Below are 23,527 nucleotides of genomic sequence, written 5' to 3'. Positions count from 1 at the left end.
GTCTATGCGGCTGTCGCCAAAGGCTTGGCGCGATCAACACGCGCCCGCTCGTCGGGTGAATTCATAACCGTCCAAAGATCGTTACGGCGCTGGACGTTCAACCAGAAATCCGGGCTGTTGCCAAACACCCGCGCCAGAATGAGCGCGGTAGCCGCCGTCACGTTGCGGCGGCCGTTGCACAATTCGTTCACATGCTTGCGCTGGACGCTCATAGCTTCGGCCAAAGCCGCCTGTGTCAGGCCGAGTGGTTGCATGAATTCTTCCGTAAGAATTTCGCCAACCGTTGCTGGCTTGCGTGCGGTCATCAACATGTCTCACCTCACTTATATATAACTGTGGTCGTCGAGATAGATGTCCGACGCCTCGCCCCGGCCCCCGTCCCAGCGGAAGACCAGCCGCCATTGTTTGTTGACACGGATCGAATGGAAGCCTTCGAGATTGCCGCGCAACTTCTCGAAATGGTTGCTGGGCGGCACACGCAAATCCTGATCGATCGCCGCGTCGTCAATCATCTGGAGCTTGCGGAACAAACGGCTTTCGAGATCGGACGGAATATTGCGGGAGTGGGTGTCGTCCACGAAGAAAGCCCGCAGCCATCCATCTCTAAATCCGATGATCATCCCATGCTTCCGGCGAGGAGATAATGTACCACTCCTTGGGTCACATGGCAATGTGTGATTTAGCCAAATTAACTGATTTCAGCCACGGCCCCCATTTAGGATTGGAGCCCCAAAACCTTCCACGCCAAAATTGATGTTAGATGGCGATCTTGATCACGGCGAGCCAGCTGTAGCCGCGATAAAGTGTTCTGAATCGAAGGCTTGCACCAACTCTCGCAGATTCCGATTCCAGGACGTCGCGCAGGACTTCACGCGGCTCGACATGGAATTTTTTCAGCCAGCCGCGCAACAGCTTGCGGAACCAGCTGGGCAAGGCTTCCTGCTGGCCAAAATCGACGACATGCAGCGAGCCGCCCGGTGACAGAGCAGCAAGAGCCGCGGATACCGTCTTTTCCCAGCCGGGGATCATCGACAGCGAATATGAGACAAAGACGCGGTCGAAACTTTCGACGCCGAACAGCGCTTTCGCGTCGAAATTCGTGGCATCGCCGCGCGCCAGCGTGACGCGGCCGGAGAGGCCTTCGCGCGCGAGGGCGGCAGTCGCCGTCTCCAGCATCTCGGCCGAAATATCGAGGCCGAAGAGGCGCGCGCCGGGATAGCGGCGGGCGGCGAGGATGATGTTGCGGCCGGTGCCGCAGCCGAGCTCGAGCACGGTGCCGCCGGCCGGCACATCCAGTCCGGCGATAAGCCGGTCGCGGCCGAGCAGATAGTATTTGCGGGTCAGGTCGTAGATATGACGCTGCCAGCGGTAGACGCCGTCCATCAGCTCGGCATGGCTGGCCGGCAATTCGGTCGTGCTCATGCGGACCGCTTCACATAGAGATGGAAGCCACCATAGATGGCCGAGCGGTCGCGCGCCGAAAACTCGCGCGAGGCGTCGTTCTCGTAGCGCCACTGGTCGAGCAGCGAATTCGAGACGCGGCCGGGCAGCAGGCTGGGTTCCGCGGCGGTACGGAAGATGACGCGGGCGCCGGTGGAGGCGGTTCGGGTGATCTCGGCCCACAAACCATTGAGCTGGTGGTCGGTCATCCAGTCCTGTGCATCGAGCAGCACGAAGCGATCCACCGAGCCGGCATCCTTGCCGGCAAGGAACTCGATCAGATTGGCGTGGTGGATGGCAACGCGATCGACATTGTTGCGGATCGTCTTGTAGTTGCGCTTTTCGAGATAGGCGGGCAGGGCGGCCTCGCCCGGATCAGGGTAGCGGCGGGCGAAAGCCTGCCAGGCGAAATAATTGGTCTTCAGCGGAAAATCGCAGGCGAGCTTTTCCAGTCGTGCCTTCAGCACGCTGGCCATGGTGCCGTCACCCGAGGTGATCAGCGAATCGTACTGGGCCGGCGGAATGCCGAGGCCGAACAGCGAGGCTTTTCGCGAGGTCGCCCATTTCAGCAGCGGTTTTTCGAAGACCGGCGCCAGCTCTTCGTCAAAGAAGCGGCGCTGATCGGCGATGCTCTTAGCGTCCATGATGCCGGCCGGGTCGACGCCGAAGAATTTTGCGGTGCGGTGGCCTATGGCGATGAACAGGCCAAGCAGGCCGGTCTGGTAGAAATTGCGGTCGAAGACAGCGATGCGGCGACGGCCGCGCCAGTTGCGGCGCTCCCAATAATGGCGGCTGACCGGGTCGAGATGCGGTGCGATGAAGCGATCGTAGGCCTGTGAATTGTGCCCGGTCTCAGCCGCGCCGAAGAAACGGAACAGGTCGCCCTGCGACGGCAGGTGACGGACGGCTTCGAGCTTCATGCGGTTCAGCGCGATATGGGCAGCGTTGAGGTCGACGGCATCGATCCTTTCCGGCGAGCGGGTGAGATAGGCAAGGATGTTACAGCCGCCGGAGGCAATGGTGACGATGCGGTGGCCCGTCCCGAGCTGCATCGCGTCCATGTCGATTTCGGGGTCTTCCCAGATCTGCGGATAGACGAGGCCGGAGAACAGGAAGGCGAACAGGCGCTCGGAGATGCCGGCTTTCGACAGCGGGCGGTTCTGGTAGACGGCCTTGCCGACTTCCTTGCCGCGGCGAAAAACCAGGTCCCCAGAAATGTCCGTCATGGCAAGGCGATTCCCCGTTTGCTTTGGCGCAAGCCGGTAGCGCAGGGTGATGACAGGCCAGTGACAGCCTGTTGACGCCGGCTCAAGCATTGCTGTGGCGCGCAAAATTAGGTGGTGCCTTGGCACAACCTTACTTGGCAGCGAATTTGGCTGGAAAATCGAGGGCCAGTCGAATCGTAGTTCATGAATCTACGATCAATCCGTAGAGGCAGGCGAGCATCCCCAAATGTCGGTTCCGGTGTCGCAGTTTTCATGAGTTTGTCAGCGGTTGAAACCAAGATAGCTAAATGTATTTGTACAGAAAGTGAGCATCAACCAAAGAGGGCTTGTGCAGAATATGCACCACAGCACGATCACCGTTCGAAACACTTGATCATGAGGGAATGTGAACGGATCGATCTTGGGATGACCTAAGAGTTTTGATAAGGGCGGCACATAATTACCTGTAGCGGCAGCATGCATCGTCTTAGAAAAATGTTTCCATCTTAGAAAAACGAAGCAAGCCCAAAATGCAGGAAAAAGCGTCAGTGCGAATATCATCTTTAGCGGTATGGGTTGCCCGCCGTGAATGATCCACCCAGGGCAACTACTTCGCGCTGGGTCGACCAGCGAAAAGATGAAGGCCTCCACAACAACTCCCAAAAAACAGACTATAGCTCCCCACTTAGCAACCCTTCGACAGAAATCTGGATCATAGTTCGGGAGGCGCGTATACTCATCCATATGGGTGCTAAGTCCTCATCGGTCCTGGAAGTCTTTGGTATAGAATGGCGAAGCTGCTCTTCGCCCTTGAGGGTTTGATCCGCCCGCCGACATCGAAATTGCGCCCGCAACCCTTTTTGGCCCACGGTCGGTTTGGTCCCGCCGGATCGCTCTCAGCCCCCTGCTTTCCATAGGCCCCTGCTTTCCATAGCTTGCGCAATCGTGCCCGCCGTTTTCCCACCTTGCCCTGCCTAGGCGGCCGATATCATCTTATCTTGCGCGTTACACTTGCGCGTTACGACTTGCCAAATCCACCTGGGGTCGGCGTCGTCACGATGACCGCCTCGCCAGCGTCGAGGATGGTCTGATCGCAGGCTTTCAGCGTCTCGATCGCGCCGGTCTTGCGGCGGACCTTGGTCGAACCGGCCTCGCCATCGCCGCCTCCGTCCAGTCCCCGCGGCGGGCGGTTGCGATGCGAGGACAGGATGGCGCATTCCATTTTTTCGAGGAAGCGGATGGTGCGCCTGGTGCCGTCGCCGGCATTCCATTTGCCTTCGCCGCCGGAGCCTACGCGGATATGAAAATCCTCGAGCAATACCGGGAAACGCAGTTCCAGCACTTCCGGATCGGTCAGGCGCGAATTGGTCATATGGGTGTGGACGCCGGAGGTGCCGGCAAAACCGCGGCCGTCGTTCATCCGGCCGGCCGGCGAGCCCGAGCAGATCGTCTCGTAATACTGATACTGCTTGTTGCCGAAGGTGAGATTGTTCATCGTGCCTTGCGCATTGGCCATCGCGCCCATGGCGCCGAACAGCGCGTTGGTGACGTGTTGCGAGGTCTCGACATTACCGGCGACGACCGCCGCGGGATAGGCGGGTTTCAGCATCGAGCCGTCGGGAATGATGATGTTGATCGGCCGCAGACATCCGGCATTCATCGGGATGTTGTCTTCGACCATGACGCGAAAGGCATAAAGCACCGCGGCACGGGCGACTGGCTCTGGCGCATTGAAATTGTTCTTCATCACCGGCGACGTTCCGGTGAAGTCGACGGTCGCTTCGCGCTTCCGCCGGTCGACCGATATCTTCACCTTGATCATTTGGCCGGTGTCGGTCGGATATTCGTATTCCGAACTGTCGGGCAGCCGCTCCAGAACGCGGCGCACGCTTTCGGCGGCATTGTCCTGGACATGGCCCATATAGGCTTCGACCACATCGAGGCCGAAATGCGCGACCATCTTGCGCAGCTCGGCGACGCCCTTTTCGTTCGCGGCGATCTGCGCCTTGAGGTCGGCGATGTTCTGGTGCGGATTGCGCGCCGGGTAGGGGTGGTCGGTGAGCAGCGTCTCCAGGTCCTTCTCGCGGAACCGGCCGCGATCGACGATGCGGAAATTGTCAAACAGCACGCCTTCCTCGTCGACGGTTGTGGCAAGCGGCGTCATCGAGCCGGGCGCGGTGCCGCCGATGTCGGCATGATGGCCACGCGAGGCGACGTAGAAGAGGATCTTCGGCGATTGGCCGATCTCCCCCCTTGTGGGGGAGGTGGCGGCGAAGCCGCCGGAGGGGGTCGTTGCGGCAGTGCTCGACGCACTTGTGGTGCCTTCTGCGAGGACCCCAACCGGCCGCTTCGCGGCCACCCTCCCCTCAAGGGGGAGGGAAAACACCGGCGTCACCACTGTGATATCAGGCAGATGGGTGCCGCCATTGTAAGGCGCGTTCAGCGCAAAGACGTCGCCGGGACGGATGTCGCCGGAGTTGAGCCGGATGATGGTTTCCACCGAGCGGTCCATCGAGCCGAGATGCACCGGCATATGCGGCGCGTTGGCGACCAGCGCGCCATTCCGGTCGAAAACGGCACAGGAGAAGTCGAGGCGCTCCTTGATATTGACCGAATAGGCGGTGTTCTGCAGCGTCACGCCCATCTGCTCGGCGATCGACATGAACAGGTTGTTGAAAACCTCCAGCATCACCGGATCGGCTTCGGTGCCGAGTGCGGCGTGTCGGCGCTTCTTCTCGACGCGCCGCATCAATACGTGGTTCTTGGCGGTGATCTCGGCCTGCCAGCCCGGCTCGACGACGATGGTCTGGTTAGGCTCGATGATCAAAGCGGGGCCGGCGATCTTGTTACCAGGCTTCAGCGTTTCGCGAGGGAAAATGCCGGCGTCGCGCCAGACGCCGTCGACAAAGATTTTCCGGTTCCCGGAAGGATTTGCGGCCATGTATTCAACAACTGAATTGCTTTCGTCGCGGCCGGTGCCGCCGGTATCGGTACCTTCGACGCCGATCGACTCAACGATCATCGGCTTGTCGTCATAGACGAAACCGAACTGTGCCTTGTGCGCCGATTCGAAGTCCGCCTTGGCCTGCGCAATCGAGCCGTGCCCGAAGTTCACAGGCAGCGCGGTATCGGTGGCGTCGTAGCGGATCTGCAGCACCGGTCTCGAGACGACCGCGTCTTCGCTGATGCCTTGCGCGGCGAGTTCGTCGATGACGGCTTTGCGCAGCGTTGCGATGAGTTCATCGATCGCTGGCCCGGAATTGTCCGCCAGCGGCTTCAGCAGCGCCTGCTGGCGTGACGCAAATACAGAGGATAGGCCGATGCCGTATGCCGAGAGCAGCCCTGAGAAGGGATGGATCAGCACCGCCTCCATGCCGAGCGCATCGGCGACCAGGCAAGCGTGCTGGCCGCCGGCGCCGCCGAAGCAGTTCAGGAGGTATTCGGTGACATCGTAGCCGCGCTGCACCGAAATCTTCTTGATGGCGTTGGCCATGTTTTCGACGGCGATGGTGATGAACCCTTCGGCGACGGTTTCCGGTGAGCGGCCGTCGCCGATCTCGGCGGCAAGTGCGGTGAATTTTTCGCGAACCGTCTGGACGTCGAGCGGTTCGTCCTGGCCCGGTCCAAAAATAGCCGGGAAGAACTCGGGCTGCAGTTTGCCCAGCATGACATTGGCGTCAGTGACGGCCAGCGGGCCGCCGCGCCTATAGGCGGCCGGGCCGGGGTTGGCGCCGGCCGAATCCGGCCCGGCGCGAAAGCGGCCGGCCTCGTAATGCAGGATCGAGCCGCCACCTGCAGCGACGGTGTGGATGCGCATCATCGGCGCGCGGATGCGCACGCCGGCGACCTCGGTGTCGAAGGCGCGCTCGTAGTCGCCATCGTAATGGGCGACATCGGTGGAGGTGCCGCCCATGTCGAAGCCTATGACTTTGCCGAAACCGGCGAGTTTTGCCGTCTCAACCATGCCGACGACGCCGCCGGCCGGGCCGGACAACAGCGCGTCCTTGCCCTGGAACATGTCGGCGGCGGTGAGGCCGCCCGACGACATCATGAACATGAGGCGAGGAGATTGGCCGATCTCCCCCCTTGTGGGGGAGATGCCCGGCAGGGCAGAGGGGGGCGCCGTAGGGTGCTTTGTGTCATGATTGGCGTCACTAAGATGCTGAGATGCTGGCGGGACAGCGCCCCCCTCTGTCGGCTTCGCCGACATCTCCCCCACGAGGGGGGAGATTGGAGCCACGCCCAGCTCACCGGCAACCCTTTGCACATACCTAGCCAGGATCGGCGACAGATAGGCGTCGACCACCGTGGTGTCGCCACGGCCGACCAGCTTGATCAGCGGCGAGACCTCGTGACTGATCGAGACCTGCGAGAATCCGAGCTTTCGACAGACTTTGGAGACCGCCTTTTCGTGCTCGGGATGTTTCCAGGCATGCATGAAGACGATCGCGACCGCATCGATGCCATCCGCCTTGGCTTGCTCAATAGCCGGGCGTACCGAAGCAATGTCGAGCAGGCGCTCGACACTGCCGTCGGCGCGAACCCTTTCGTCGATCTCGACGACACGCTCATAGAGCTGTTCGGGAAGGATGATCTGCTTGGCAAAGATATCGGGCCTGGCCTGATAGGCAATCCTCAGCGCATCGCGGAAGCCTTTGGTGATGAGCAGCAGCACACGGTCGCCCTTGCGCTCGAGAAGCGCATTGGTGGCAACCGTGGTGCCCATCTTGACATCGCCGATCAGAGCGGAGGGGATTGGAGCGCCGGGTTGGACGCCGAGCAAATCGCGAATGCCCTGGATGGCAGCGTCGGCATAGGCTTCGGGATTTTCCGAAAGGAGTTTCCTTGGATGCAGCCCGCCTTGCGGGTCACGGCCGATGACATCGGTGAAGGTGCCGCCACGGTCGATCCAGAAATTCCATTTTGCAGTCACTGCGGCGGCTCCCGGGATTTTTCCCTGTTCGATCTGTTAGCTTGCGAGGCCCTAACCGGCAATCGTCAAATGATTGGAATATGTTACAGGCAGAAATGCAACGTTACGAAACTCATGCGCAGCTTACGCATTGTGTCCTCGACCGCCGCCGGTAACGGAGGCGTGATTAGAGGAGAGATATCATGAAGAAACTCATTCTTGCGTCGGTGTCGGCGCTTGCGTTGCTTGGCCTTGCCGCCTGCAGCAACAGCGGCACCGACAACACCACGACGCAGAGCACCAACCCGCCGGCATCCGACCAGACGATGAAGCCGGCTGCTCCTGACGCCAACAAGCCTGCCGAGCCGGCTCCGGCTCCGGCGCCTGCGCCGGCTGCTCCGGCTCAGTAGTCAATGTGACAACCAAGGAAAGGCTGGCCTCACAGGCCGGCCTTTCTGCTGCTTACGATACCAGCGCCTGGCGGTCGAGTGCGACGACGTGAGCGCTGGCGCCAGCCGCCTCAGGCATTGCGCCAAATCGATTGGGCCAGCCCCTGCGGCACTGTCTTGGCTTGATAGCGATGGGTGGTTGGTCCTATGAAGCCCCCATGTCGATTTGGGACCGCCTTGGCGACTTCGTCACACGCGTTTCATCTTCAGCGTCGTCAGGCGTCGCCGAAGTGGTCGAGGCCGTGCGCACGGTTTTCTCCGGCGATGCCGATCTGCGCCGGCGCGTCGCCTTCTCGGTGGCGATGATCGCCCTGTCGGCCAAGATGGCCAAGGCAGACGGCATCGTCACGCAAGACGAGGTGCGCGCCTTCCAGGAAATATTCGAGGTGCCGAAGGAACAGAGGCGCAATGTGGCGCGGCTCTACGATTTGGCCAAACGCGACATTGCCGGTTTCGAGACCTATGCCGAGCGGATGGCGCAGCTTTGCGGTTCGGGCCATTCGAACTGCCTGATGCTCGAGGATATACTCGACGGGCTGTTCCACATCGCCAAGGCCGACGGGCTGGTGCATGAGCGCGAGGGCGAATTCCTGCATCGCATCGCCGAGATATTCCGCATCGATGAGGCGCATTACCAGAGCATCCTGGCCCGGCATGTCGATCTGGGTGCCGCCGATCCCTATGTTGTGCTCGGCATCGAGCGCGGGAAGCCGTTCGAGGAGGTCCGCAGGCGCTACCGCAAGCTGGTCTCCGACAATCATCCGGACCGGCTGATCGCACGCGGCCTGCCGCAGGAATTCATCAAGATCGCGACGACCAGGCTGGCGGCGATCAACGCGGCCTATGAAATGATCGAGCGAGGCCTGCGGCACGCATGAGCGGCTTTCCGCCCGATGAGCCGAGCGCCGAGGTCAGGGTATCGCCGAATTTCGGACCACGGCGCGGGACGCTCGGACCCGATATGATCGTGCTGCACTACACCGGCATGGCTACCGGCGCCGGTGCCGAGGCATGGTTGTGCGATCCGGCAAGCGAGGTCTCGTCGCACTACCTGGTCCATGAGGACGGCCGCATTGTTCAGATGGTAAGGGAAAGCGACCGCGCCTGGCATGCCGGCAAGAGCTCGTGGTTCGGACAGAGCGACATCAACTCCTGTTCGATCGGCATCGAGATCGTCAATCCGGGGCATACGCTCGGCTATCGCAACTTTGCAAAACCGCAGATCGGTGCGGTGATCGGCCTGTGCGCCGGCATCATCGAGCGCCATTCCATTCCGGCGCAGCGGGTGCTTGCCCATTCCGACGTGGCACCGGGGCGCAAGGTCGATCCAGGCGAGAAATTTCCATGGAAGGCCTTGTTTGCCGTCGGTATCGGCCATGTTGTGCCGGCAGCACCGATCCGGCGCGGCGCCGTGCTGAAGCCAGGCGATACCGGCGCCGAGGTAGAGGCGCTGCAGTCGATGCTGGCGCTCTATGGTTATGGCGTCGAGATCACCGGCGCCTTCGATCGGCAGACCGAAATCGTGGTAGAGGCATTTCAGCGGCATTTCCGGCAGCGCCTGGTCGATGGCATGGCTGATGGATCGACGATCCGCACGCTGGAAAGGCTGCTCGCTTCCGTAAGGATAGCCTCTCTCAAATAATCTTTTGCCAGCTTAAAAATTACAATCTGTTACTCAAAGTGACTTGCGTCGCCTTCTTTGGCGCCAATTCCGTCGTCAAAGGCGATCCGTACAGATTGTCGGACGTCTATCCCCCCAAATGTTCCGATGTTGATTGAGGGTATCTGCGCGAAGTTCTTTGTGCAGATCAAACAGAACAGGATCACATGCAGAAATTGACCGTTTTAACGGCAGCCATTGCTGCCGGCGTAATGACTTTTGCCTTCAGTTCGGCAAACAGCGCACCGCTGAGCCAGCGGGCCGATCAGGGCTTCAGTGCCGCAGCCGGCAAAACCGCCGTGCCGAAAGCCACCCGTGGTGTAAAACGTGGTGTAAAAGTAGAGAAGACCGCCACCGCAAAAGTGGAACAAGCAACCGCGGTAAGGACGAAAAAGCCGGCCCCTGCGAAAAAGCCAACCGCTGCAAGAAAGACAATCTCAAAACACTATGTGAAGCGTAACCGCAAAAGCATCGACCACATGGCAACGGCGTCAGTCGCTCCGAAGAGCAGGCCAGCGCCTCAGGCGGTGGTAGTCGGCGCCAGCGGACAGTATTCGGCGATCATTGCGCGTTATGCCGCCAGCTATGGCGTCCCGGTGTCGCTCGCCAACGCCGTCATCAAGATCGAAAGCAACTACCAACCGAACCAGGTCGGCAGCGCCGGCGAGATCGGCCTGATGCAGATCAAGCCGGCGACGGCGCGGATGATGGGCTATAGCGGTTCGGTTCAGGGCCTCTATGATCCAGATACCAACATCAAATACGGCATGAAGTACCTCGCCATGGCGCGGGATCTCGGCGGCGGCACGACCTGCGGCACGATCCTGAAATACAATGCCGGCCATGCCGCCACACGGATGAACCCGGTGTCCGCAGCCTATTGCGGCAAGGTCAAGGTCCAGTTGGCTGCACTTGGAGCGCCCGCCTGACAAGCGACAACTTGCTTTTTCGTTTGCGTTTTCGGGCCTGAACCCCTTTATACGCCTTGCCAGCTGGCCGGGCGGCCGCACCCGCGAAGCCGAAAGGCTGCGGGTGAGGAAAGTCCGGGCTCCATGGAGACACGGTGCCGGTTAATGGCCGGCGGGGGCGACCCCAGGGAAAGTGCCACAGAAAGCAAACCGCCACGATCCAATCGTGGCAAGGGTGAAAGGGTGGGGTAAGAGCCCACCGCGCGACTGGCAACAGGAGCGGCACGGTAAACCCCACCGGGAGCAAGACCGAATAGGGGCGGTGCGAGGGGAAACCCTCGAGGGCTGTTTCCGGCTCACCGTCCGGGTAGGTTGCGTGAGGCGTATGGCAACATGCGCCCAAGATGAATGGCCGCCACGTTCTCGCCGTGTAAGCGGCGAGGGCCATACAGAACCCGGCTTACAGGCCAGCTGGCAGTTTTCCCCGATAAAAGGAAATCTCCTGATATCAGCAGGTTGCGTCTTCGGGCGCAGCCGTTGGTTCAGTTTTCGACCCGCAATTAAGCGCGGCATTCCTTGAAAATGGTGCGATTAAATCGTACCATTTGGATGACGGTATTCAGGAGCGCGTCATGGGACAGGTCGATAAACGCAGCATCACGCTGTCGCCGGAATTGGCGGCGGTGGTCGACGACGTGGTCGCCGCCGGCGAATATGCCTCGGCGAGCGAGGTGATCCGCGACGCGCTGCGGCAATGGAAGGACCGGCGCGACCTGCTCGGCTACACGGTCGAGGAATTGCGCAAGCTGGTGCAGGAAGGGATCGACAGCGGGCCGGGGCTGGACGGGCCGCCAATCATGGAACGGCTGCGCGCCAAATATCTGAAAATGGCCGGAACCAAAGGCCTTGAGGAGTGAAATACCGCCTGCTTCCTCAGGCATTGATCGACCTCGAAGCCATCGGCGACTACATTGCCGAACAGAATCCAAATGCGGCGGTTCGGCTCGTGGATCTCTTGCAAAGGCGGTGGGATTTGCTGACCCTGCACCCCTTCTCAGGTGCGCCGCGCGAAGACATCGCAACCGGAATCCGTCACCTGATCGTCGGCGAATACCTCACCCTGTACCGCGTCAGTGAAGAGGCGATCGAAATCGTTCGCGTGCTGCACGGCCGGCGCAAGATTGATGCCGACGATCTGAATTCGTGATTGCCGATTCAGCCACCGATTGCGTCTAGCGACGCCTCGATCGCCTGCCAAAGCTCTTCCACCGGCTCGCAGCCGACCGACAGGCGAACGAAGCCGGGCGGAACGGCATCTCCCCTTTTTGATCGCCGTTCGGCCGAGGTGTGTACGCCGCCGAACGACGTCGCTGCCTGCATCAAGGCGCAGTTGTTGATGAAATCCTCGGCCTTGTCCTCCGAGGCGAGCACGAACGAGATGAGAAATCCGAAGCGCTCCATCTGGGCGCGGGCAAGATTGTGCGATGGGTCACTCTCCAGTCCCGGAAAGCGCAAGCCGCTGATCGCGCGATGGTTTTTCAGCCGTCGCGCTATCATTTCGGCGGAAGCGCACATGCGGTCGAAGCGCACGTCCAGCGTTTCGAGGCCGCGATGCACCAGCCATGCCTCGAACGGCCCGGGGATAGCGCCCGACGTCTCGCGCCAGTCGGTCACCCTCGAGATAATGTCCGCGTCGCGGCTGGCGACATGGCCGAACAGCACATCGGAATGGCCGTTTGGTGCCTTGGTGTCGGCGGCAATGACGATGTCTGCGCCGAGATCGAGCGGGCGCTGGCCGAAAGGCGTCATCGTCGTGTTGTCGACCACAAGCCCCGCACCCGCTTTGTGCACGGCTTCGGCGACGGCTGCGATGTCGCATATGTCCAGTCCCGGGTTGGCGGGCGTTTCGACGAACGCAAGCCGATACCCATCGAAGCCGCCGTCGAGGAAGCTCGATGTTGGCCGGACATCATAAGCGACGCCGAAGGACTTCAGGAAGCGCTCTGCCAGCGCTCTCGTCGTGTGATAACCGTCGGACGGCAGCAGGATACGGTCGCCGGCTTTGAGCAGGCCGAAAAATACTGCCGAGATGGCAGCCATCCCCGAGGGAAAGGCGACGCATGGGGCGTCTTCCAGATGCGCCAGCATGTGCTCGACCGCATCCCAGGTTGGATTGCTGAAGCGGCCATATTGATCATAGCCGGTGGCGTCGCCGGGCGCATGAAAGATGGCGGCCATGGTCAGGGGCAAGGGGATCGGGTCGCCCTTGGCCAGCCCGCCGCGGCGCAGATGGGGAAGTGCCGCGGCGCGTGACTTGGCTGTTTCGGACATGGTTTCAACCTCGTTACTGACCGGAAAAGGACATGCCGAGGCTATGCGCGGCAGCGATCCGCAGCAAGCCGGCTCCGGTTGGGCCACACGGCTCTAAACGCTTCGTTAGGCTTAATAGACGATAAAGACGGGAGTGCCGTCAAAGCTGCTCTCCCCAGTCGTGGCAGGCGCGTTTTGAAGACTGTTCCCGTTGACGCCCATAACACCCCATGATATCCCATTCCGATACTCAAGCCTTCGTTTCGTGTCAGGGTGAAGCGTACGCCAATCGGGCAGCCGCGGCGGCTGCGCGTTTGCCTGCGTTCGCCCGTTATAACGAAGTGGGTTTTGGACGCCGACCGGGCTGGGGCGGCGCGGACAGGAAGATGCAGAGGGGTGCGGCGGCGCAAGCGGCCGTAACGCGTAATGGACCGGTTTCTGTCGAACGCGGTGAACAGGATCGATGCGAAGGGACGGGTGTCCGTGCCGGCGCATTTCCGTGCCGTTGTGCAGAAACGCGGCTATTCGGAACTTTATGCGCTACGCTGCCTGGATCGCCCGGCGATGGATGTCGGTGGGCTCGACCTGCTCGATCGCTACGAGCAGCGCATCGCCCAGGAAGACCCGTTCCTGCAGACGGCGGACGACATGTCGTTCTTCTGCCATGGCGATGGAACGTTTCTGAAGCTCGACCAGGACGGCCGTATCACGATGAGCGATTTCATTCGCGAGCATACCGGCATTTCAGCGGAAGTGGCCTTCGTTGGCCGCGGCAATTTCTTTCAGATCTGGGAGCCGGGACGGCTCAGCGCCTATGGGACGGAAGCACGCGCCCGGCTGTTGCAACTTCGGCAGGGGACGAAGCCCGCGGAGCGGCCGGAATGATGGCGGGCGACGGCGATGAAGTTCATGCCGCTGGCGGACCAGCCCGTCACATTCCGGTCCTCCTTGCCGAAGTTCTGGAGGCGCTGGCGCCGACAAAAGGCGAGGTGATCGTCGACGGCACGTTCGGTGCCGGCGGCTACACGAAGGCCATTCTGGCAAGCGGAGCCTCGGTCGTCGCCATCGACCGCGATCCGGATGCGATCGCGGCGGGGCGGGCCCTTGAACAGCAGTCCGGCGGCAAGCTCAGGCTTGTCCAGGCACCGTTCTCGACGCTCGACGAACAGGTTGAAAGTGCCGATGGCGTCGTGCTCGACATCGGCATCTCCTCCATGCAGATCGACCAGCCGGAGCGCGGCTTTTCGTTCCGGGCCGATGGGCCGCTCGACATGCGCATGGCGCAGGCGGGCCTGAGCGCCGCCGACGTCGTGAACACCTTCAAGGTGGGCGATCTTGCCCGCATCTTCGGTTTTCTCGGCGAGGAACGCCATGCCGGGCGCATCGCCCGCATGATCGAGAGCCGTCGCGAAAAACGCCCCTTCGAGCGCACGCTCGATCTTGCCGATGCCATCGAGACGCATATCGGTCGCGCGCCAAAGGACAAGATCCATCCGGCCACCCGCGTTTTCCAGGCGCTGCGCATCTTCGTCAATGACGAACTCGGCGAACTGGCCAAGGCACTGTTTGCCGCAGAGCGCGTGCTGAAACCGGGCGGGCGGCTTGTCGTGGTGACCTTCCATTCCCTGGAGGACCGCATCGTCAAGCGCTTCATCGCCGACAGAGCCGATTCAGCGACCGGATCGCGGCATCTGCCCGAGGCGCAGGCGCGCGCCGCCACCTTCACCAAGAAGGGCGGCGGCGTGACGCCTGGCGATGCCGAGATAACGGCAAATCCGCGGGCGCGCTCGGCAAGGCTGCGCGCTGCGATCCGTACAGAGGCGCCGGCGCGCGCCGGCGATTTTTCGATTTTCGGCCTGCCAAAACTGCCTGGCCCAAAGCTTCCCGGCGCCGATCGACCGGGAGAGAGGTGAGCACGTGTTTCGTACCAGCGACATAGTCCTGATCGCCGTGATGGTTTCGGCGGCCGCCCTGACCTACAAGACCAAGCGCGAGGCCGAGGAGCAACTGGCGGCAGTGCACAAGATCCAGGCGCAGATCCGTTATGAGGAGGACACGATCGACCTGCTCAAGGCGGACTGGAGCCTGCTTACCCAGCCGTCGCGCCTGCAGAAGCTCACCGAAATCTACAAATCGCAACTCGGACTCGAGCCGGTCAATGCGCGGCAGATCGTCGGGCTGGACGATCTGCCGGCGAAACCCGTCAATATCGAGGACCTTTCATCGCAGCGGCTGGGCGGCATGGCCGATATCGGCGGCAAGGATCCCGTGGTGACCGGAGGCGTCGTCCAATGATCACCGGATTTCCAATGGCTGCCAGATTTCCAAAGATTGGCAGGCTGCTGAAGCGCGGTTCGAAGCCCGGTGCAGGCGGATCAATCGTGGTCGAAGGTGCCCGCAAGGCGACCGGTGGCAAGGGCAGGACCCGCATCGTCATGACGATGGCAGTGTTCTTCGGCATCTATTCGACCATTGCCGGGCGGCTGGTCTATCTGGGTTTCCAGAATCCCGACCTGTCGGGCGGCCCGCAGAGCCGGGTGACGGCATCGCGACCCGACATCGTCGACCGTAACGGCGAAGTGCTGGCGACCGACATCAAGACCGCGTCGCTGTTTGCCGAACCGCGCCGCATCGTCGATGCCGACGAGGCGATCGAAAAGCTGTCGACGGTGCTTCCCGAGATCGACTACGAGCAGACATACAACAAGCTGAAGAGCGGCGCCGGGTTCGTCTGGCTGCAGCGGCAACTGACGCCGAAGCAGCAGGCCGACATCATGCAACTCGGCATCCCCGGATTCGGCTTTCGCACCGAAAAGCGCCGGTTCTATCCGGCCGGTGAAACCTCGTCCTACATTGTCGGCCTCACCAACATCGACAATCAGGGCATCTCCGGCATGGAGAAATACATCGACGAACAAGGCTTGAGCGACCTTCAGGCGTCGGGTCTGGCGGTGGCCAAGGATTTGAAGCCGGTGCAGCTCTCGATCGACCTGCGCGTCCAGCATATCGTGCGCGATGAGGTCGCCACCGGCATGGAAAAGTACCACGCGATCGCGGCGGGCGCCGTCGTGCTCAACGTCAAGACCGGCGAGGTGCTGGCGATGGCGTCGGTTCCGGATTTCGATCCGAACAACCCCTATAACGCGCAGGACAAGGACAGGCTCAACCGTATGTCGGCCGGCCTCTATGAAATGGGGTCGACCTTCAAGAGCTTCACCACCGCCATGGCGCTCGATTCCGGCAAGATAACGCTGCAAAGCCGTTTCGACGCGTCGCGCCCGATCAGGATCGGCCATCAAACCATCCATGATTTCCATGGCAAGGGCCGGGTACTGTCGGTGCCGGAAGTGTTCATCTACTCCTCCAATATCGGCTCTGCCAAGGAAGCCGAAGCGGTTGGCATCGACGGACACCGCGAATTCCTGCATCGCCTGGGAATCCTCGAGAAGATGCAGACCGAACTGCCGGAAGTCGCTCGGCCGACCGAGCCCAAGGTCTGGAAGCAGGTCAATTCGATCACCATCGCCTTCGGCCACGGTGTGTCGACGACGCCGCTGCAGACAGCGGTCGGCTGCGCCGCGCTGATGAATGGCGGCTATCTGATGGACCCGACCTTCCTGCCGCGCACGCAGGAGCAGGCGATGGCGGTGGCCAAGAAAGTGGTCAGCGACAAGACGGTCGAGGGCATGCGCTATCTCTATGCACTCAATGCCGAAAAGGGATCCGGCCGCAATGCACGGGTGCCAGGATACCGGGTGGGCGGCAAGACGGGAACGGCGGAGAAGGTTGTCAACGGCCGTTACTCGAAGGAAAAGAATTTCAACGCCTTCGTTGCGGCTTTTCCGATGGACGATCCGCAATACATAGTGCTTACGATCGCCGACGAACCGAAGCCGGAAAAGCCCGGCATGGGTGGTACGGCCGCCTCGAACGCGGGCATCATGGCTGCAAACATCATCCGACGTGCGGCTTCCATGCTTGGCGTGAAGCCAGATTTCAGCCATGAAAATGGTGCAACGCTGGTTTCCTATCAGTGATTCTTGGGGCGCGCCGGCAACTGCGCGCTATTTTGTTGCGATGAACGGGGTTCGATGAAGCTGAAAAATCTAGCCGGTATCCTGCCTGTCGAGGGGACAGCTTCCTTCGACATGGAGGTTACAGGGATTTCGTCGGATTCCCGCCAGGTAACACGGGGCGTCGTCTTTTTCGCGCTCACCGGCTCCAAGGCGGATGGCGCAGCCTACGCAGCCGATGCCGCAAGCCGCGGCGCTGCCGCGATCGTGGTCGGCAAAGGCAGTGCGGTCGCCGGGCTGCCAGTCCCGGTTCTTGTCGTAGACGATCCGCGCCTTGCACTGGCGCTGAGTGCTGCACGTTTTTTCGGCATGCAACCGCAAACCATGGTCGCGGTGACCGGAACCAGCGGCAAGACCTCGGTCGCCGCATTCACCCGGCAGATATGGGAGCAGGCGGGTTTTGCCGCCGCCTCGATCGGCACGACCGGCGTGGTGGCGCCGGGCCGCAACGAATATGGCTCGCTGACCACGCCGGATCCGGTGGCACTGCACAGGCTGCTCAAGGAGCTGGCGGAGGCCGGCGTCACCCACGCCTCGATGGAAGCGTCCAGCCATGGCCTCGACCAGCGCCGGCTCGACGGCGTCAAGCTCGCGGCCGGCGGCTTCACCAATCTCGGCCGCGACCATATGGACTATCATCCGACGGTCGAGGACTATCATCGCGCCAAATTGCGTCTGTTCGACGCGCTGCTGCCGAAGGGCGCGCCGGCGGTCATCTTTGCCGACGACCCGTGGTCGGAGCCGACGATCAAGGCGGCGGGGGCAGCGGGACTGAACGTGCTGACGGTCGGCCGCCACGGCGATTTCCTGCGGCTGAAGCGGGTCGAGCACGAGCGCCACCGCCAGCGCGCCGAGGTCGAAGCGGACGGCGTTCTCCACGAAGTCGACTTGCCGCTGGCCGGCGACTTCCAGATTGCAAATGCGCTGGTGTCGGCCGGCCTCGCCATTTCGACTGGAACATCTGTTGCCAAGGCGTTGATGGCGCTGGAGAAATTGAAGGGCGCGCCGGGACGGCTCGACCTTGTCGGGACGGCCGCCAACGGCGCGCCGGTCTATGTCGACTACGCGCATAAGCCGGATGCGCTGGAAAACGTGCTGGCTTCGGTGCGCCCCTTTACCACCGGCCGCGTCATCGTCGTATTCGGTTGCGGCGGCGACCGCGACCGGGGCAAGCGGCCGATCATGGGCGAGATCGCCACCAGGCTGGCCGAGGTGGTCATCGTCACCGACGACAATCCCCGCTCGGAAGTACCCGAGACGATCCGCGCCGCGATCCTGGAAGCCGCACCTGGCGCCATCGAGATCGGCGACCGGCGCAAGGCCATCCACGAGGCGGTCGGGATGCTTCACGCTGGCGACACGCTGATCGTGGCCGGCAAGGGCCATGAGGAAGGCCAGACCATCGGCACCGAGACGCTGCGTTTTTCCGATCATGAGGAAGTTCGCTCGGCGCTGCGGGAGCAAGCGGCGTGAGCTATCTGTGGACCTCCGAGGCGCTGGTTGCCGCCATGGATGGCCGGCCGCTCGGTCCGATGCCTGAAGCCATCGCCGGCATTTCCATCGACAGCCGCAGCCTGCAGCCGGGAGACGCTTTCTTCGCCATCAAGGGCGAGGCCATGGACGGCCATGATTTCGTCACCGCCGCCATCAAGGCGGGCGCCGGCGTGCTGGTCGTCGCCGAGGGCAAGCTGCCGTCGCTGGGGCGGCTGACTGCACCGATGATCGTCGTGGAGGACGTGCTTGTCGCTCTGGAAAAGCTCGGCGTTGCGGCGCGCGCACGCTCAAAGGCCAGGGTCATTGCCGTGACCGGATCGGCGGGCAAGACCACCACCAAGGAAGCGCTACGCCACGCTCTCTCCGCGGTCGGTACGGTGCATGCATCGGCCCAGTCGTTCAACAATCACTGGGGCGTGCCGCTGACGCTGGCGCGCATGCCCCAGGATTGCGACTATGCCGTCTTCGAGATCGGCATGAACCATCCCGACGAGATCCGGCCGCTGGTCAAGATGGTCCGGCCGCATGTCGCCATCGTCACGTTGATCGCGGCCGCTCACCTCGGCTTCTTCCGCAACCTGGACGAGATCGCCAAGGCCAAGGCAGAGGTTTTCGAGGGACTGGAACCCGGTGGCGCCGCCCTTCTCAACCGCGACGATGCGCGCTGGAAGCTGCTGGAGAAGATGGCCAAAGAGGCCGGCGTCGAGCATGTCTACGGGTTCGGCGAGAACGCCCGGGCGACCTTCAAACTGATCAAATGCGAGCTCAATGCCGATCACTCGGTCATCACCGCCAAGATTGGCGGGCACGAGATTGTCGCCAGGATCGGCGCGCCGGGCCGCCATATGGTGCAGAACGTGCTCGCGGTGCTTGGTGCCGCGCATCTGGTCGGCGCCGACGTTAACAGGGTTGCGCAGGCGCTGGCCGATCTTTCGCCCGAACGCGGACGCGGCAAGCGCTATGTGTTGCGTCACCCCAACGGGCCGATCACGCTGATCGACGAGAGCTACAACGCCAATCCGGCGTCGATGAGCGCTGCAATGGCACTGCTCAACACGACGCCGGTGTCGGGCGAGGGCAGGCGCATTGCCGTGCTCGGCGATATGCTCGAGCTCGGCAGCCATTCGGCGAAATTGCATGCCGCGCTTGCCGGTCTGATCGTCGGCACCGACACGCGCACGGTCTTTCTCGGCGGTCCGGAAATGCGGGCGCTGGCCGACGTTTTGCCCGACGAGATCAAGACGGAATACCGCGCCGGTGCGGAAGATCTGAAACCGGTTCTTCTATCGGAATTGAAGCCCGGCGACGTGGTCATGATCAAATCGTCGAAGGGCATAGGCTTTTCAAAGCTGGTCGAGGCGTTGCTCGGCAAGTTTCCGGCGGAAGCCACAACCAGCAGACAGACCTAGGATCGGTCCGGGGGACGCAAGCGCATGCTAACACTGCTCGTCGAATTTGCGGACAAGATCTCGGTCTTCAACGTCTTCCGCTACATAACCTTCCGCACCGGCGGAGCGCTGATCACAGCGGCGCTGATCGTGTTCATCTTCGGACCGACCATCATCAATTCGCTGCGGCTGCGGCAAGGCAAGGGCCAGCCGATCCGGGCCGACGGGCCGCAGACGCATTTCAAGAAGGCGGGAACGCCGACAATGGGCGGACTGATGATCCTGTCCGGCATCGTCGGTTCGTCGCTGCTGTGGGCGAACCTGTCGAGCATCTACGTCTGGGTGGTCCTGCTGGTGACGCTGGGATTCGGCTCGATCGGCTTTTACGACGATTATCTCAAAGTAACCAAGCAATCGCATCTCGGCTTTTCCGGCAAGGCGCGGCTGGGGCTCGAATTCGTTATCGCCGGCATCGCCGCCTGGGTGATCATGCATAACGGCCAGGCGCCGTTCTCGTCATCGCTGACATTCCCTTTCGCCAAGGAGTTTCTCGTCAATCTCGGCTGGTTCTTCATCCCGTTCTCGTGCTTCGTCATCGTCGGCGCCGGCAATGCGGTGAACCTGACCGACGGTCTCGACGGGCTGGCGATCGTGCCGATCATGATCGCGGCCGCATCCTTCGGCGTCATCGCCTATCTCTCTGGCAACGCGGTGTTCGCCGAATATCTGCAGATCCATTTCGTGCCCGGCACCGGCGAACTTGCGGTGGTCCTTGGAGCGGTGATCGGCGCCGGTCTCGGCTTCCTCTGGTTCAATGCGCCGCCGGCGGCGATCTTCATGGGCGACACCGGCTCGCTGGCGCTGGGTGGGCTGATCGGCACGGTCGCGGTGGCGACCAAGCACGAGATCGTGCTGGTCATCGTCGGCGGCCTGTTCGTCGTCGAGATATTCTCGGTCATCATCCAGGTCGGCTACTTCAAGATGACCGGCAAGCGCGTCTTCCTGATGGCGCCGATCCACCATCATTTCGAAAAGCTCGGCTGGACCGAAAGCCAGGTGGTGATCCGCTTCTGGATCATCGCCGTCATCCTGGCGCTGGTCGGCCTGTCGACCCTGAAGCTCAGATAGGAGGCCGCTTGATCCCCGCCGCATCCTTTTCAGGCAAGCGCGTTTCGCTCTTCGGGCTCGGTGGCTCGGGGATTGCCACGGCGCGCGCGCTGATCGAGGGCGGCGCGGATGTGCTGGCCTGGGACGACAATCCCGACAGCGTCGCCAAGGCCGGCGCGGTCGGCATCACGACAGCGGACCTGCGCGGTGCGGACTGGGCGAGGTTTTCCGCCTTCGTGCTGTCGCCCGGCGTGCCGCTGACGCATCCCAAGCCACACTGGACCGTCGAGTTGGCGCGGGGCTCAGGCGTGGAGATCATCGGCGACATCGAGCTTTTCTGCCGCGAGCGGATGCTGCTGGCACCGGCAGCACCTTTCATTGCCATTACCGGCACCAACGGCAAGTCGACGACCACGGCACTGACGGCGCACATCCTAAAATCGGCTGGGCGCGACACGCAGATGGGCGGGAATATCGGCCGCGCAGTGATGACGCTCGATCCGCCGCAGCCTGAACGGCATTATGTGGTTGAGTGCTCTTCCTACCAGATCGATCTTGCCCCTTCGATCAACCCGACGGCCGGTGTGCTGCTCAACCTGACGCCGGACCATCTCGACCGCCATGGCACGATGCAACACTACGCCTCGATCAAGGAGCGGCTGGTGGCCGGCAGCGAGACGGCAATCATCGGTGTCGACGATTCCTGGTGCGCCCAGATCGCCGATCGGCTGGAGCGGGCCGGCCGGCAGGTCATCCGCATCTCCAAGCGCCTGCCGCTGACCGACGGCTATTTCGCTGACGGCACCAACTTAATGGAAGCCGTGCACGGCCGCTACAGCCGTATCGCCTTCCTCGAAGGCATCGGCTCGTTGCGCGGCCAGCACAATGCGCAGAACGCGCTGGCCGCCGCCGCCGCCTGCCTCAAGGTCGGGCTCGAGCTCGGCGAGATCCAATCCGGACTGGAGAGTTTCCCTGGGCTGGCGCACCGCATGGAGCAGGTCGGCCGCAAAGGGCATGTGCTGTTCGTCAACGATTCCAAGGCGACCAATGCCGATGCCGCTGCACCGGCGCTGTCGAGCTTTGCGCGTATCTACTGGATTGCCGGCGGCCTGCCGAAAGAGGGCGGCATCGAGCCGTTACGCGGCTTCTTCCCGCGCATCGCCAAGGCCTATCTGATCGGCGAAGCCGCACCGGCCTTTTCGGCGACGCTGGGCGAAGCGGTGCCCTACGAGATATCAGGCACGTTGGCGGCGGCAGTCGAACACGCCGCCCGCGATGCGGCCGGGGATAGTAGCGGCGAGGCAGTGGTGCTGCTGTCGCCGGCCTGCGCCAGTTTCGACCAATTCAAGAATTTCGAAGTCCGCGGCGAGGCGTTCAGGCAAGCCGCAACCGCCATTGATGGCGTGAAGCCCATCGGAGGGACACGATAATGCAAAGCCGTCTCGACAAAAGCCCTGTGGCGACCTGGTGGTGGACGATCGATCGGTGGTTCCTGGCGGCGTTCCTGTCGCTGATGGGGCTCGGCATCGTTTTGTCCTTCGCCGCAAGCCCGGCGGTGGCCGAGCGCATCGGGCTAGACAGTTTCCACTTCGCGACGCGCCAGATTATCTTCACCATTCCGGCACTTGGGGTGATGCTGGCCGTCTCGTTCCTTGAATCCAGGCAGATCCGGCGCATGGCGCTGGTCATGCTGTGCATCATGCTGTTTTTGATGGTGGCGGTGCTCTATATCGGCGTCGAGGTGAAGGGCGCGCGGCGTTGGGTGTCGCTAGCCGGCCTCTCGATCCAGCCGTCCGAGTTCCTGAAACCGGCCTTCGTCATCATCTGCGCCTGGCTGTTCGCCGAGCACAAGCGCCAGCCCGACATTCCGGGCAATTTGTTCGCCATGTTGCTGCTTGCGCTGGTCATCTCGCTGCTGGTGGCGCAGCCTGACCTTGGGCAGACCATGCTGGTGCTCGGCACCTGGGGGGTGATGTTCTTCATGGCCGGGTTGCCGTGGCTGTGGATCGTCGCGCTGGGTGCTGCCGGCGTCGGCGGCGTGTTCGCTGCCTATGCGGTGTTCCCGCACGTTGCCGGCCGCATCGACCGCTTCATGACCGGCGAGGGCGACACGTTCCAGGTCGACATGGGCCGCGAGGCGCTGATCAATGGCGGCTGGTTCGGCGTCGGGCCGGGCGAGGGTACCGTCAAGCGGGTCATCCCCGACAGCCACGCCGACTTCGTCTTCTCCGTCGCCGGCGAGGAATTCGGGCTGATCATGTGTTTCTTCATCATGTCCATCTTCGGCTTCATCGTGCTGCGCGGCCTCAACACGGCACTCAAGGAGCAGGACGATTTCACACGCTATGCGGTTGGCGGCCTGGTCACGGTCTTCGGCCTGCAGTCGGTCATCAACATGGCCGTCAATCTGCAGCTGATGCCCGCCAAGGGCATGACGCTGCCGTTCATTTCCTACGGCGGTTCCTCGCAGATCGCGATCGCCATCTCGATGGGCATGGTGCTGGCGCTGACGCGCAAGCGCCCGGAAAAGCGCAAGCAGCTGGGCTTCATGCCGTCGCCGCGTGCGATGCCGGCGGAGTGA

General features: G+C 62.2%; 21 protein-coding genes and 1 other RNA gene. 16 read left to right on the top strand and 6 right to left on the bottom strand.

Annotated elements, in window-relative coordinates; genetic code table 11:
* Window positions 1–2 precede the first annotated feature (2 nt).
* The 5 genes from NKI41_RS05495 to NKI41_RS05475 form a co-directional block, all read right to left on the bottom strand.
* Window positions 3–311 (bottom strand): HigA family addiction module antitoxin, encoded by a 309-nt coding sequence (locus tag NKI41_RS05495; RefSeq protein ID WP_352453138.1) that lies wholly within the window; start codon window positions 309–311, stop codon window positions 3–5.
* Window positions 312–323: 12 nt separating this feature from the next.
* The gene (locus tag NKI41_RS05490) at window positions 324–620 is read right to left on the bottom strand and encodes a type II toxin-antitoxin system RelE/ParE family toxin (protein ID WP_352456184.1); all 297 of its coding nucleotides are present in this window, start codon (window positions 618–620) and stop codon (window positions 324–326) included.
* A 136-nt stretch (window positions 621–756) separates the two neighbouring features.
* Complete coding sequence (locus NKI41_RS05485; protein ID WP_352681818.1) at window positions 757–1,422, bottom strand: class I SAM-dependent methyltransferase; 666 nt, start codon at window positions 1,420–1,422, stop codon at window positions 757–759.
* Window positions 1,419–2,666: a BtaA family protein gene (locus NKI41_RS05480; RefSeq protein WP_352681816.1), complete on the bottom strand. Its 1,248-nt coding sequence runs from the start codon at window positions 2,664–2,666 to the stop codon at window positions 1,419–1,421. The genes NKI41_RS05485 and NKI41_RS05480 overlap by 4 nt, the downstream gene beginning before the upstream one ends.
* 997 nt (window positions 2,667–3,663) lie before the next feature.
* Complete coding sequence (locus NKI41_RS05475; RefSeq protein ID WP_352681814.1) at window positions 3,664–7,578, bottom strand: hydantoinase B/oxoprolinase family protein; 3,915 nt, start codon at window positions 7,576–7,578, stop codon at window positions 3,664–3,666.
* A gap of 182 nt (window positions 7,579–7,760) precedes the next feature.
* On the opposite strand from NKI41_RS05475, the gene NKI41_RS05470 reads away from it, so the two are divergent.
* From NKI41_RS05470 to NKI41_RS05440, 7 genes are all read left to right on the top strand, one after another.
* The gene (locus NKI41_RS05470) at window positions 7,761–7,967 is read left to right on the top strand and encodes a hypothetical protein (protein WP_023676780.1); all 207 of its coding nucleotides are present in this window, start codon (window positions 7,761–7,763) and stop codon (window positions 7,965–7,967) included.
* A gap of 197 nt (window positions 7,968–8,164) precedes the next feature.
* Window positions 8,165–8,884 carry a TerB family tellurite resistance protein gene (locus NKI41_RS05465; protein ID WP_352471547.1) on the top strand — a complete coding sequence of 240 codons (720 nt, stop codon included), beginning with the start codon at window positions 8,165–8,167 and terminating at the stop codon, window positions 8,882–8,884.
* Window positions 8,881–9,648: an N-acetylmuramoyl-L-alanine amidase gene (locus NKI41_RS05460; protein ID WP_352471548.1), complete on the top strand. Its 768-nt coding sequence runs from the start codon at window positions 8,881–8,883 to the stop codon at window positions 9,646–9,648. Before NKI41_RS05465 ends, NKI41_RS05460 begins: the two co-directional genes overlap by 4 nt.
* A 185-nt stretch (window positions 9,649–9,833) precedes the next feature.
* On the top strand, window positions 9,834–10,595 hold the full coding sequence (locus tag NKI41_RS05455) for a lytic transglycosylase domain-containing protein (RefSeq protein WP_352681811.1): 762 nt from the start codon (window positions 9,834–9,836) through the stop codon (window positions 10,593–10,595).
* A gap of 59 nt (window positions 10,596–10,654) precedes the next feature.
* An RNA gene (rnpB, locus tag NKI41_RS05450) (RNase P RNA component class A) lies at window positions 10,655–11,053 on the top strand.
* A gap of 153 nt (window positions 11,054–11,206) precedes the next feature.
* On the top strand, window positions 11,207–11,491 hold the full coding sequence (locus tag NKI41_RS05445; protein ID WP_352501068.1) for a type II toxin-antitoxin system ParD family antitoxin: 285 nt from the start codon (window positions 11,207–11,209) through the stop codon (window positions 11,489–11,491).
* Window positions 11,488–11,781, top strand: coding sequence for a type II toxin-antitoxin system RelE/ParE family toxin (locus NKI41_RS05440; RefSeq protein WP_352501067.1), 294 nt, complete (start codon window positions 11,488–11,490; stop codon window positions 11,779–11,781). The genes NKI41_RS05445 and NKI41_RS05440 overlap by 4 nt, the downstream gene beginning before the upstream one ends.
* An 8-nt stretch (window positions 11,782–11,789) precedes the next feature.
* On the opposite strand, the gene NKI41_RS05435 is transcribed toward NKI41_RS05440, so the two are convergent.
* Window positions 11,790–12,905 carry a cystathionine gamma-lyase gene (locus NKI41_RS05435; protein WP_352501066.1) on the bottom strand — a complete coding sequence of 372 codons (1,116 nt, stop codon included), beginning with the start codon at window positions 12,903–12,905 and terminating at the stop codon, window positions 11,790–11,792.
* 405 nt (window positions 12,906–13,310) lie between these two features.
* Here NKI41_RS05435 and mraZ point away from each other — a divergent pair, with 405 nt between their 5' ends.
* Genes mraZ through ftsW form a run of 9 tightly spaced genes read left to right on the top strand, consistent with a single transcriptional unit; the run spans window position 13,311 to window position 23,527 of the window.
* The gene (gene mraZ / locus NKI41_RS05430; RefSeq protein WP_352471553.1) at window positions 13,311–13,769 is read left to right on the top strand and encodes a division/cell wall cluster transcriptional repressor MraZ; all 459 of its coding nucleotides are present in this window, start codon (window positions 13,311–13,313) and stop codon (window positions 13,767–13,769) included.
* Window positions 13,766–14,797, top strand: coding sequence for a 16S rRNA (cytosine(1402)-N(4))-methyltransferase RsmH (rsmH, locus tag NKI41_RS05425; protein ID WP_352681808.1), 1,032 nt, complete (start codon window positions 13,766–13,768; stop codon window positions 14,795–14,797). The genes mraZ and rsmH overlap by 4 nt, the downstream gene beginning before the upstream one ends.
* A gap of 4 nt (window positions 14,798–14,801) precedes the next feature.
* The gene (gene ftsL / locus NKI41_RS05420) at window positions 14,802–15,179 is read left to right on the top strand and encodes a cell division protein FtsL (protein WP_352501064.1); all 378 of its coding nucleotides are present in this window, start codon (window positions 14,802–14,804) and stop codon (window positions 15,177–15,179) included.
* A 14-nt stretch (window positions 15,180–15,193) separates the two neighbouring features.
* Window positions 15,194–16,921, top strand: coding sequence for a peptidoglycan D,D-transpeptidase FtsI family protein (locus NKI41_RS05415; RefSeq protein ID WP_352471555.1), 1,728 nt, complete (start codon window positions 15,194–15,196; stop codon window positions 16,919–16,921).
* 54 nt (window positions 16,922–16,975) lie between these two features.
* Window positions 16,976–18,430, top strand: coding sequence for a UDP-N-acetylmuramoyl-L-alanyl-D-glutamate--2,6-diaminopimelate ligase (locus NKI41_RS05410; protein ID WP_352681806.1), 1,455 nt, complete (start codon window positions 16,976–16,978; stop codon window positions 18,428–18,430).
* Window positions 18,427–19,860, top strand: coding sequence for a UDP-N-acetylmuramoylalanyl-D-glutamyl-2,6-diaminopimelate--D-alanyl-D-alanine ligase (locus NKI41_RS05405; protein WP_352471557.1), 1,434 nt, complete (start codon window positions 18,427–18,429; stop codon window positions 19,858–19,860). Before NKI41_RS05410 ends, NKI41_RS05405 begins: the two co-directional genes overlap by 4 nt.
* Before the next feature lie 24 nt (window positions 19,861–19,884).
* Window positions 19,885–20,967, top strand: a complete 1,083-nt coding sequence (gene mraY / locus NKI41_RS05400; RefSeq protein ID WP_023676767.1) for a phospho-N-acetylmuramoyl-pentapeptide-transferase — start codon at window positions 19,885–19,887, stop codon at window positions 20,965–20,967.
* A gap of 8 nt (window positions 20,968–20,975) precedes the next feature.
* Window positions 20,976–22,376 (top strand): UDP-N-acetylmuramoyl-L-alanine--D-glutamate ligase, encoded by a 1,401-nt coding sequence (gene murD, locus NKI41_RS05395; RefSeq protein WP_352681804.1) that lies wholly within the window; start codon window positions 20,976–20,978, stop codon window positions 22,374–22,376.
* Window positions 22,376–23,527 carry a putative lipid II flippase FtsW gene (gene ftsW / locus NKI41_RS05390; protein WP_023676765.1) on the top strand — a complete coding sequence of 384 codons (1,152 nt, stop codon included), beginning with the start codon at window positions 22,376–22,378 and terminating at the stop codon, window positions 23,525–23,527. Before murD ends, ftsW begins: the two co-directional genes overlap by 1 nt.

Source organism: Mesorhizobium sp. M0601, assembly GCF_040320845.1.
Classification (GTDB): domain Bacteria; phylum Pseudomonadota; class Alphaproteobacteria; order Rhizobiales; family Rhizobiaceae; genus Mesorhizobium.
This window is presented reverse-complemented; position numbering and strand designations above follow the sequence as displayed.

Excerpts from the sequence above, each read along its gene's own strand:
- NKI41_RS05455 (WP_352681811.1), top strand. The coding sequence starts at position 9,834 with ATGCAGAAATTGACCGTTTTAACGGCAGCCATTGCTGCCGGCGTAATG.
- mraY (WP_023676767.1), top strand. The coding sequence starts at position 19,885 with ATGCTAACACTGCTCGTCGAATTTGCGGACAAGATCTCGGTCTTCAAC.
- NKI41_RS05490 (WP_352456184.1), bottom strand. The coding sequence starts at position 620 with ATGATCATCGGATTTAGAGATGGATGGCTGCGGGCTTTCTTCGTGGAC.
- NKI41_RS05415 (WP_352471555.1), top strand. The coding sequence starts at position 15,194 with ATGGCTGCCAGATTTCCAAAGATTGGCAGGCTGCTGAAGCGCGGTTCG.
- NKI41_RS05485 (WP_352681818.1), bottom strand. The coding sequence starts at position 1,422 with ATGAGCACGACCGAATTGCCGGCCAGCCATGCCGAGCTGATGGACGGC.
- NKI41_RS05470 (WP_023676780.1), top strand. The coding sequence starts at position 7,761 with ATGAAGAAACTCATTCTTGCGTCGGTGTCGGCGCTTGCGTTGCTTGGC.
- NKI41_RS05435 (WP_352501066.1), bottom strand. The coding sequence starts at position 12,905 with ATGTCCGAAACAGCCAAGTCACGCGCCGCGGCACTTCCCCATCTGCGC.
- NKI41_RS05410 (WP_352681806.1), top strand. The coding sequence starts at position 16,976 with ATGAAGCTGAAAAATCTAGCCGGTATCCTGCCTGTCGAGGGGACAGCT.
- ftsW (WP_023676765.1), top strand. The coding sequence starts at position 22,376 with ATGCAAAGCCGTCTCGACAAAAGCCCTGTGGCGACCTGGTGGTGGACG.
- NKI41_RS05495 (WP_352453138.1), bottom strand. The coding sequence starts at position 311 with ATGTTGATGACCGCACGCAAGCCAGCAACGGTTGGCGAAATTCTTACG.
- NKI41_RS05445 (WP_352501068.1), top strand. The coding sequence starts at position 11,207 with ATGGGACAGGTCGATAAACGCAGCATCACGCTGTCGCCGGAATTGGCG.
- NKI41_RS05465 (WP_352471547.1), top strand. The coding sequence starts at position 8,165 with ATGTCGATTTGGGACCGCCTTGGCGACTTCGTCACACGCGTTTCATCT.
- mraZ (WP_352471553.1), top strand. The coding sequence starts at position 13,311 with ATGGACCGGTTTCTGTCGAACGCGGTGAACAGGATCGATGCGAAGGGA.
- NKI41_RS05460 (WP_352471548.1), top strand. The coding sequence starts at position 8,881 with ATGAGCGGCTTTCCGCCCGATGAGCCGAGCGCCGAGGTCAGGGTATCG.
- NKI41_RS05480 (WP_352681816.1), bottom strand. The coding sequence starts at position 2,666 with ATGACGGACATTTCTGGGGACCTGGTTTTTCGCCGCGGCAAGGAAGTC.
- rsmH (WP_352681808.1), top strand. The coding sequence starts at position 13,766 with ATGATGGCGGGCGACGGCGATGAAGTTCATGCCGCTGGCGGACCAGCC.